The organism is Dolichospermum circinale AWQC310F, assembly GCF_000426925.1.
Lineage (GTDB): Bacteria > Cyanobacteriota > Cyanobacteriia > Cyanobacteriales > Nostocaceae > Dolichospermum > Dolichospermum circinale.
Genome location: NZ_KE384666.1, coordinates 24,972 through 35,541, shown reverse-complemented (window position 1 = coordinate 35,541; position 10,570 = coordinate 24,972). Strand labels below are relative to the sequence as shown.

The window sequence follows — 10,570 nt, the reverse complement described above, 5'->3', positions numbered from 1 at the left end:
GCAAGATGCCCGCACCACAAGAGTTTTATCATTAATATCTGTACTTCATAATACCGGGAACTGCTGTAAATTAACTATGAGGCAATCAACTCTATCAAAACTGATTCATAAAACGGCGATCAATCCAGTCTTTCCAGTACCATAATAATTGATGAGGGGGTAAAGTGAAATTGCCTCTAGTAGCTAATGCCTTTCCGTCTCCCGTACTAATTAAACTCAAATAAGTTTTTTGTGGTTGATAGGGTTTAAGTGACTTTCCCAAAATCATCCTTTTTAAATTCTCATATAAAGGTTTACCTTGACGCACCGCAAACACACCCGCTTTTGGGAGATGATGATTGATCATGGTCGCAATATCACCCGCTGCAAAAACATGGGTATGAGTAACAGATTGCAAATTATTATTTACCAAAATAAAACCTTTTTCATCTGTACCAATTCCCGAATTTTTTACCCACTCTGCTGCTGATGCTTGTGTCACCCAAAAAACTTGATCACATTCAAATTCTAACCCAGATTGACATTTAATCTTTAGCTTTTCCTCCCCTGGAGCAATTTGATTTACCGTTTCTCCTAAATGCAATTTCACACCTTTATTAATTAAAACTTTTTCCATAATTACCCGCACAGATAAATGATAATTTGGCATGAGTTCATGACTTTTTTGCCATAAATGTACCTGTAAATTATCTATGTGCAAATTTTGCAAACCTGCTTGCATTGATAAAGCTAATTCCACACCACCAGCACCACCTCCCACAATACCAATATTCAGATTTTTTTGCGAATTTATAACCACATTTTCCCGTAATTTATGCCAATGTTCTAAAAATTGTGCCACTGGTTTAGCTGCGATTGCATACTCTACTGCACCTGATACAGACAGTTTTTCAGGAGTGCTACCAATATCAATAGAGAGAAGATCAAAATCTATCACAGATCCTTGATCACAAAGCACCTGGTTATTTTTTAAATCCAGTCCAATTACTTTTTTCAGATATAATTTTGCGCCAGCAAATCTACATAACTTTTGTAAATCTATAAGCCATTCAGTATATTTGTAAAATCCCGCAATATATCCCGGCAACATTCCCGAATATGGTGTATATTTATCTGGGGTAATTAAGATTAGGTTTACTCCTAATAGTGGATAAATGGCAAAAAGTTTTAAGACAATAGCATGACTATGACCACCACCAACCAAAACTATATTTTTGATCATAATTTTTTTTATAGAAAACTGACTATATGTACAGAAAATATAACTTGAGGGTGAAGGAAATAAATTTGAGAAACTTGGTTTCAGTAGACTTTATGAGTTTTTATATACCTTAAATAAGTAACTATTTTAATAGTTATGTGATTAATATGTATAGTAAAGTTAATAAGATATTAACCAAATAAGAACCATCAGTTATCCTGTTCTCAGTCATTAGTAGATTAAATCAGGGGATCGCTTGCATAATTGTTCACAATTTGTTACAAAAATATAAAGAACTTCTAAAAACTAAAACCTAATGTTCGGCGGACTCACTGGTTTAACAGATCCCAAAAGCACCGATTGGGGAGAGCGAATGCTCAACACAGTCGCCAGCCAAACGATTCGCCACCTGTTTACCCAAAGCGAGTCGGTAGAAGTCTTTGTGCGCTGCTACCCCTCCAGCAAACTGTTGCAAGGCAGCATTGATAGCTTTAAAATGAACGGCCGTGGCTTAGTAATTCGCAAAGACTTCGCAGTAGAGGAAATGTCCTTTGAAACCGACGCGGTAGCCATTGACTTCGGCTCGGTTTTAAGTGGTAAACTCAATCTCAAACAACCCACCCAAGCTGTAGCTTGTGTGATTCTATCAGAAGTAGGCATTAATCGTGCTTTTGAGTCGGAACTGGTGAAAAAGCGGCTGCTGAACCTTTCTGAACCAACTCTGATGGAAATATCTGGTGGTGAACCGGTTTCCTTTACCCAAGTTCAAATCAAGCTATTACCTGAAAATCGCTTGTTCCTGGTAGCTAAAGCTGATTTAAACAATGGTGAACTCATACCCCTAAGTATGACGGTTGGGATTGGGATTGAAAGAAGAAGGCGGGTTTCTTTTAAAGACCCTAAGATTGAACTTGAGGGAGTTCCAGAAGCACAACGGGAAATTTCCCGGACTTTAAGTGCAGCATTGGTAGAAATTTTGGATAATATGGTTGATTTAGATCGCTTTGATTTAGATGGGGTAAAAATGCGACTAAATCGTTTAGAAACAGAAGGCCAAAGATTGATTTTTAGTGGTTATGCAGAAATTGAACGAATTCCGCGCAGTTCTTAACAATTTTTAAAATTGAAAAAAATCAACGCCGTCCAGATTCCACTGGGCGGCGATTTAATTTTTCCAGGAGCAGTCAGGAGAAAACAAGAAAATTACCTCTAACAGTTCCCTTTTTTACCTTCCTACGCCTACATACTGAAATCCAGCCCGGATCATGGTTTGAGGATTAAGGAAATTACGACCATCAATCATCACTGCGTGATTCATCAATTTTGCCATTTTCCCATAGTCTAAAGTGCTGAACTGTTGCCATTCAGTGACAAGTACCAAAGCATCACAGCCATCCGCTAGTCTTTCTGCATCGGTTTCTACTAATACACCGGAAAGACCATGACGCATTCCTGTTTGCGAGATTATGGGGTCATAAGCCTTAACTTTAGCTCCCAATCGGTTAAGTTGTTCAATGAGGATTAATGCGGGTGCGTCTCGTAAATCATCCGTATCTGGTTTGAAGGTCAAACCAAGTAAGCCTACAGTTTTACCTTTGAGAATTTTTAAAGCTTGTTGTAGTTTCTCTAAGGCAATTAAGCGTTGGCGCTCGTTAACACTAACCGCAGCTTTCATCAATTGGGCTTCATAGCCATAATCACCTGCGGTGTGAATGAGAGCGGAAACATCTTTAGGAAAGCATGAACCACCCCAACCAATACCAGCTTGTAAGAACTTACTACCAATGCGGGAATCTAAACCTATGCCTTTTGCTACTTGGGTAACATCCGCACCGACGCGATCGCAAATATTAGCTACTTCATTAATAAAGCTAATCTTAGTGGCTAAAAAGGCATTAGCCGCGTATTTGATCATTTCTGCGGAACTTAAATCTGTCACCAGAACGGGAACAGGAGGTAAAGATTTATCGGCCGCAAATTTGCGTTCTACAATTGGAGCGTATAATTCTTTCATCATGCTGGTGGCTTGTTCACTATTTCCACCTAAGACAATCCGATCAGGATTAAAGGTATCATAAACTGCCGAACCTTCCCGCAGAAACTCTGGATTACTTACAACATCAAAATCATGGGCAATTTCAGAAAATTTACTGTCTTCTATTGTATTACCAGATGCCACAAATGTTTTTTGACGTTCCGCAATCCCATCTAAAACAATCATTCTTACCCAGTCACCAGAACCGATGGGAACAGTGGATTTATTAACAATTACCTTATAACCACCATTGAGATTTTCGCCGATACCACGAGCTACGGCTTCTACATAGCGAGTATCACTTTCACCATTAGGTAAAGGAGGAGTTCCCACAGCAATAAACAGAATTTCTCCATGATCAACCCCAGCCGCGAGATCACTAGAGAATTGAATATTACCACTATTAATGGCAGATTGCATAATTTCCGATAGTCCTGGCTCAAAAATGGGCGACTGACCAGACTTCATTAATTTTACTTTTTCTTCGTTGTTATCTATACAGATGACATCATGGCCAATGTGAGCTAAACAAGCACCTGTAACTAAACCAACATAGCCAGTACCAATTACGCAAACACGCATTTTTGAAATCCTTGTTTTTTAAAGTTGTCAGTGAATCAAGTGAATCAAAGGAATTTAGCACTACTAAACCTGTTGAAACCGTTGACGGAAATCTTCGATCATGAGCTTTAACCCATCTTGGAGGGGAATAGTAGGTTGCCAATTTAATAAAGTTTGTGCTTTAGTAATATCGGGACGACGACGACGGGGATCATCAGCAGGTAGGGGTTCAAATTTAATTTCTGCATCTGGATTAATCAAATTTTGCACAGCTTGAGCTAATTCTAAAATAGTGTATTCATCAGGATTACCCAGATTTATGGGTCCTGTATGTTCACCATTCATTAATCGCATTAATCCATTTACTAAGTCAGAAACATAGCAAAAACTGCGAGTTTGTTGACCTTCACCATAAACAGTTAAAGGAATACCTCGTAATGCTTGGGCGACAAAATTGCTGACTACTCGCCCATCATTTTCCAACATTCTCGGTCCATAGGTATTAAAGATTCTGGCGACGCGAATATCAACTTTATTCTCTCTGTGATAATCAAATGCTAAGGTTTCCGCCATTCTTTTCCCTTCGTCATAACATGAACGAATACCAATGGGATTAACACTACCTCGATAATCTTCCGTTTGGGGATGAACTTCTGGATCTCCGTAGACTTCACTGGTGGAGGCTAATAAAAATCTCGCTTTCACCCGTTTGGCTAAACCTAACATATTGAGTGTTCCGACAACATTAGTTTTTACAGTTTTAATCGGGTTGTACTGATAATGCACTGGAGAAGCAGGACAAGCCAGATGATAAACTTGATCAACTTCTAAGCGAATTGGTTCGGTGATATCATGACGTATTAGTTCAAAATTAGGATTATCTAACCATTGGCGGAGATTATGTTTCTTTCCTGTATAGAAATTATCCAAACAGATGACTTCATGACCATCATTCATTAATCTATCAATCAAATGAGAACCGATAAACCCCGCACCACCCGTCACTAAAATTCTCATACTTTCCTTAACCGTCATATTATTCTTTTTTATAGTACACACAATTATTCTTTTTGGAAAAAACCAGATGTCTATTTATTTAATTAAGTTATTATCTGATTTTTGGGGTTGCTCAAACTAAGTATGAATTTAGCTCTAGCGACCTTTCATGGAATATCTCTACTTTCTCACAAACCGTTCAGGATTGCTATATACATACAGCAGTTACCGCTATTATGAAGTACAAATATTAGTAATAAAACTCTTTTGGTACGGGTATCTTTCCCGCATAATATGCACCTCACTCAAGCTAAACTTGCTGTAAGACTTACTCACAATTCAGGAAGGAATTAACCACGAAGGAACGAAGAAAACGAAGACAAGAGGGTTTTAGAGATATTTTTGGTAAGTCATAACAAATATACAGATATTTAAATAATGTATTGGATCATGCAAATAACCAATGACTAATAATTAAACCTTAAAATATGCCAGTTAAATCAATTTTATGCCTTTTGTAACTGTAAGACTTAACTAAGTCGGACTAGAATTAACCCGGCCAGTTATTGCTGAAGTTCCTAATACGGGAGGTTTAATTTTGACTAAGTTGAAAGTTGGTATTAATGGATTTGGTCGTATTGGTAGACTTGTGCTACGCGCTGGTTTGAATAATCCTCATATTCAGTTTGTGGGAATTAATGATTTAGTTCCTCCTGATAATCTTGCGTATCTTCTTAAGTATGATTCTACTCACGGTAGATTAAAAAGTCAGATTGAAGCTAAGGAAGACGGTATTATTATTGACGGTCATTTTATTCTTTGTGTATCTATGCGAAATCCTGCGGAACTACCTTGGGGTAAGTTTGGTGTAGATTATGTGGTTGAATCTACGGGACTTTTTACTGATTATGCTGGGGCTGAAAATCATCTTAAAGCCGGTGCAAAACGAGTTGTAATTTCTGCACCAACAAAAGAACCGGAAAAAGTAAAAACTATGGTGATGGGTGTAAATCATCACTTGTTTGACCCCGTTAAAGATTTAATTGTCTCCAATGCTAGTTGTACTACAAATTGTTTAGCGCCTATTGCTAAGGTCATTAATGATAATTTTGGTTTAGCTGAAGGTTTAATGACTACAGTTCACGCTATGACTGCAACTCAACCTACGGTAGATGGTCCTAGTCGTAAAGATTGGCGTGGTGGACGGGGTGCGTCTCAAAATATTATTCCTTCGGCTACGGGGGCTGCTAAAGCGGTGGCTTTGGTATTACCAGAATTAAAGGGTAAATTAACTGGTATGGCTTTTAGAGTTCCTACTCCTGATGTTTCTGTAGTTGATTTAACTTTTAAAACTACTAAAACTACTTCTTACAAAGAAATTTGTCTAGCAATGAAAAAAGCTGCGGAAGGTAATTTAATTGGTGTGTTAGGTTACACAGATGAAGAAGTAGTATCTACAGACTTTCAGGGTAATTGTCATTCTAGCATTTTTGATGCAAAAGCGGGAATTGAACTTAATTCTAATTTCTTTAAGGTTGTGTCTTGGTATGATAACGAATGGGGTTATTCTAACCGTGTTGTTGATTTAATCTTATCAATGGCGAAAAAAGAACAATTAATTTAGATAATTATTCATTGTTAATTGTTGACAATCAATTAGTTTTGTTTGCTTATCCATAGTTAATTGTTTTAAATAAGGGCTTAATGGGGTGTGCTACTTTACCATTATTCCTTACACAATTATGCGTCGCACTAAAATTGTTTGTACTATCGGACCTGCTACATCTTCACCTGAAAAATTAGAAGCTATAGTCAGAGCGGGAATGAATATGGCGCGGTTAAATTTTTCTCATGGTGCTTATGATGCTCACGCTCAGGTTTTTCAAAATTTACGGCGTATTGGTAATGACTTAAACAAACCTATTGCTATAATGCAAGATTTGTGTGGTCCAAAAATTCGTTTGGGAAAATTACCACCAGAAGGGTTAATGTTAGAGGCTGGTAGTGAAGTGACATTTCTTTTACAAGAAAAGGGTGAAAGTGTTGATGAGTTACCCTTACCGCTACCAACTTTATTCGCTATGATGCGATGTGGTGAACCAATTTTAATTAATGATGGTCGAGTAAAATTAACCGTTACTAGTCGTGACGCTGATAAAATTCGCGCTCATGTTAATATTGGCGGTTTGGTTTCTTCTCATAAAGGTGTAAATTTACCCGCAACTCCTTTACCTCTAAGTTCGATTACCGAAAAAGATTTAATGGATTTGCGCTTTGGAATACAATTAGGTGTAGACTGGGTGGCGGTTTCTTTTGTACGCTCTCCTCAAGACCTCGAACCTGCACGGAGAATGATTGAAGGTGCTAGTTCAAAAATTCGTCTAATTGCTAAAATTGAGAGAGCAGAAGCAGTAGAACAGTTAGATGCTATTTTAGAAGTTGCTGACGGAATTATGATTGCTCGTGGTGATTTAGGGGTAGAAGTACCTATTTATCAAGTTCCGCTGATTCAAAAAGAAATTGCGCGTCGTTGTAATCAAGCTGGTAAACCTGTAATTACAGCTACGCAAATGCTAGAATCAATGATTAGTGCGCCAGATCCTACTCGTGCTGAAGCTACAGATGTTGCTAATTCTATTTTAGATGGCACAGATGCGGTTATGTTATCTGGAGAAACAGCCATGGGTGAATATCCTATTGCTGCGGTGCAAACGATGCACAATATTGCACTACAAACAGAAACAGCATTACAAGAGGGAAATAGACATTCTTGGGTACCGAAAGCCGGTAGTTTGACAGTGACAGAATCAGTGTCTCAAGCGGTATGTCGCATTGCTTATGAAACTGGTGCTAAAGCAATTTTGTGTAATACTACATCAGGAGGCACAGCCAAACTGGTTTCTAAATACCGTCCCAGCACGCCAATTATTGCTCTTACCTCTGATTGTACCGCCTACCGTCAATTGGCTTTATCCTGGGGTGTAGAACCCCTACTTATTCAACCTGTTCGCAATGCTGAAGAAATGTTTATTAATGTGGTAGACACAGTTGTCAATAGTGGTTTAGTTAAGGAAGGAGATAAGGTTGTGATTACCTCTGGTGTCCCCATTGGTACACCTGGAACAACCAATTTAATTAAAGTGCATTCTATTGGACAGCCAATTACGCCTTGACACCTCTAAAATGGGTAGTTGATAATTCCTAATTGGGAAATCCTAATTCCCTAATTCCCTGTTTCCTGTTCCTTGTTCCTTGACCACTGACCACTGACCACTGACTACTGACCACTGACATTGGAGTATGTTATGCCTAAGAACTTACTAGAAGCACTACGGGCAGTAACCGTTGTGGTAGCGGATACCGGAGACATTCAAGCGATTGAAAAGTTTACACCTCAAGATGCTACTACCAATCCCTCACTGATTACTGCTGCGGCGCAAATGCCGGAATATCAGGATATAGTTGATCAAACGCTGCTTAAAGCTAAAAAAGATGCTGGTGTAGGTGCTAGTCAAGCACAGGTGGTATCTCTGGCTTTTGATCGTTTGGCGGTATCCTTTGGATTAAAGATATTGCAGATTATCCCCGGTCGTGTGTCTACAGAGGTAGATGCGCGGTTATCTTATGATACAAATGCCACTGTAGCAAAAGCACGGGATTTGATTGGTCAGTATCAAGCCGCTGGTGTTGCCAAAGAGCGGGTTTTGATTAAGATTGCAGCTACTTGGGAAGGTATAAAGGCTGCGGAAATTTTGGAAAAAGAAGGTATTCACTGTAACTTAACTTTACTGTTTGGTCTGCATCAAGCGATCGCCTGTGCGGAAGCTGGTGTAACTTTGATTTCTCCTTTCGTTGGTCGTATTCTTGACTGGTATAAGAAGGATACAGGCCGCACTAGCTACCCCGCAGCGGAAGATCCAGGGGTATTATCTGTCACCACCATTTATAACTACTTTAAGAAGTTTGGTTATCAAACTGAGGTGATGGGTGCTAGTTTCCGTAATATGGGCGAGATTACTGAATTGGCTGGTTGTGATTTGTTAACTATTTCTCCCGGTTTGTTGGCAGAATTGCAAAATACTGTGGGGGAATTACCCAGAAAACTTGATCCGGCAAAGGTAGCAGATTTATCAATTGAGAAAATTTCCATTGATAAAGCGACTTTTGAGCAAATGCACAATGGCGATCGCATGGCTTCTGATAAACTAGCAGAAGGTATTGATGGTTTTACCAAGGCCTTAATATCCTTGGAACAACTATTAGCTGAAAGATTGACTCGTTTGGAAAGTCAGAAAGTCACCGCTTAATAAATGTCGGTGCTTTGAAACCCCTGTAGAGATGTTCTATGGAACGTCTCTACATCTGTTTTTAGTTTTTGATGATAGTCGAATGAATCCCCCTTGAGCAAGAAATTTTCCCCAAATGGGCTACTAGATGGTATAAATTGCCATTCAAAATCGGTACAATGAAAAAACCATCTGAGTAAAAAATTGCTACAGTGAGGGGGAATAATGAATAAGATCCCCGACTTCTTTTTTGATAATATCAATAACTAATTAATGATAGAAGTCGGGGATTTAGTTTCTGTGGCTGAATACTGACGTTTAATCATCAATTATGGCTAAATTATAACTTGTGAATTTTGGCTAGATCAAAATAGTTTAAATCATTAAATATTGGGAAAATTGGAAAAAATTATAAATCAAGCTCTTGAATACAAGCATATCCTCAATATTCTTAAACTTGACTTTATCTCAACCTAGTGTAATACTGTGACTATATTTTTAGTGGGTAGCTTAATTCAAATTCATCCAAACTGAATTTGAAGCGGAGGAACCAAGTATTTGGGGCTAATCTTATGAGAGACACCTTCCAGTCTTAGCCCGTCAGCTAACTCCGTCAGCAATGGAAGGAACTCCCAAAATCTTGGCTGTAATACCAGTTATGATTGGGTCTTCCTTAATAAATTCTAAATTTTAGATTACAGATAAATCTAAAATTTAAAATTGTCGTCCCCGCTTCTCATTGGTCAATTGTTTCAAGGGAGAGAAGTTAAAACTGTGAAAATTAAACCAATATTGGCACGTTTACAAAGTGCTATCGGTCGTGATGACCTAATTGAACAAATGGTTTTACTGCCAGGAACTCAAAAATCATGTTCTAAAAAAGGTTCAAAGGCGAAATCAGCTAATCTAATTGTCGCTTATAATGGTTCTCCTCAAAGTCATACAGCCTTAGATATTGCTTTTTGGATTGCCCACCAAACGACTTTAGCTACTAACTATCAAGTTACAGTTCAAGCTGTTTATGTAGTAGAAGAAAACTTGAATCATCAGTCTCTTGATATCTTCAAAGTTCCTGAAAATCAAGCTCAATTAGAATATCAATTGGGGAATATATCAAAGTCAGTTGCATGGGGATTAAATCGCTCAAAAGGAACAGCAATTTTACCGCAGTTAGCAAGAGAATCTAGAACTTCTCTCCAGGAAGCAGATAGAATTATTTGGCAAGCAAAAACTCTTGCTGAAGAATGGCAAGGTTCATTTAGTTCTCATCTGCGCTTTGGTAATGTTGCTAAAGAACTTAAAAAAGTTGTCCAATTAGAAACCGCTGATATTCTGTTTTTAGGCTGCAAATCTACGGATCATGCCATGATTGAAACATTAGGTAAAAATTTCCCTTGTGCAGTGTTAGGTATTCCCCATTGTCTTGATAAATAAGTAGGTTGACGTTAAAAATTGTCGTTATGACAAGGGAACTCTTAACTGGGAACTCTT

The 10,570-nt window shown here is 38.3% G+C and carries 8 protein-coding genes and 1 riboswitch; of the genes, 5 read left to right on the top strand and 3 right to left on the bottom strand.

The annotated features are described in order from the left end of the window. Positions 1-94: 94 nt before the first annotated feature. Complete coding sequence (locus tag ACIR310F_RS0103400; RefSeq protein ID WP_028082609.1) at positions 95-1,222, bottom strand: FAD-dependent oxidoreductase; 1,128 nt, start codon at positions 1,220-1,222, stop codon at positions 95-97. A 295-nt stretch (positions 1,223-1,517) separates the two neighbouring features. On the opposite strand from ACIR310F_RS0103400, the gene ACIR310F_RS0103395 reads away from it, so the two are divergent. Further along, positions 1,518-2,312 carry an LmeA family phospholipid-binding protein gene (locus ACIR310F_RS0103395; RefSeq protein ID WP_028082608.1) on the top strand — a complete coding sequence of 265 codons (795 nt, stop codon included), beginning with the start codon at positions 1,518-1,520 and terminating at the stop codon, positions 2,310-2,312. Between the two features lie 114 nt (positions 2,313-2,426). Here ACIR310F_RS0103395 and ACIR310F_RS0103390 read toward each other — a convergent pair whose 3' ends face one another. Both ACIR310F_RS0103390 and ACIR310F_RS0103385 read right to left on the bottom strand, forming a co-directional pair. Then, entirely contained in the window at positions 2,427-3,818 is a 1,392-nt protein-coding gene (locus tag ACIR310F_RS0103390; RefSeq protein ID WP_028082607.1) for a UDP-glucose dehydrogenase family protein, read from the bottom strand. Positions 3,819-3,881: 63 nt separating this feature from the next. After that, positions 3,882-4,814, bottom strand: coding sequence for a UDP-glucuronic acid decarboxylase family protein (locus ACIR310F_RS0103385; RefSeq protein ID WP_028082606.1), 933 nt, complete (start codon positions 4,812-4,814; stop codon positions 3,882-3,884). 577 nt (positions 4,815-5,391) lie between these two features. On the opposite strand from ACIR310F_RS0103385, the gene gap reads away from it, so the two are divergent. The 4 genes from gap (at position 5,392) to ACIR310F_RS0103365 (ending at position 10,513) form a co-directional block, all read left to right on the top strand. Beyond that, entirely contained in the window at positions 5,392-6,417 is a 1,026-nt protein-coding gene (gene gap / locus ACIR310F_RS0103380; RefSeq protein ID WP_028082605.1) for a type I glyceraldehyde-3-phosphate dehydrogenase, read from the top strand. A 118-nt stretch (positions 6,418-6,535) separates the two neighbouring features. Beyond that, entirely contained in the window at positions 6,536-7,966 is a 1,431-nt protein-coding gene (gene pyk, locus ACIR310F_RS0103375) for a pyruvate kinase (RefSeq protein WP_028082604.1), read from the top strand. Between the two features lie 132 nt (positions 7,967-8,098). Next, a complete protein-coding gene (locus tag ACIR310F_RS0103370; protein ID WP_028082603.1) occupies positions 8,099-9,100 on the top strand; it encodes a transaldolase in 1,002 nt (333 codons plus the stop codon). Positions 9,101-9,597: 497 nt separating this feature from the next. Next, a riboswitch (cyclic di-AMP (ydaO/yuaA leader) is annotated at positions 9,598-9,710 on the top strand. Between the two features lie 158 nt (positions 9,711-9,868). Then, positions 9,869-10,513 (top strand): universal stress protein, encoded by a 645-nt coding sequence (locus ACIR310F_RS0103365; protein WP_028082602.1) that lies wholly within the window; start codon positions 9,869-9,871, stop codon positions 10,511-10,513. Positions 10,514-10,570 lie beyond the last annotated feature (57 nt).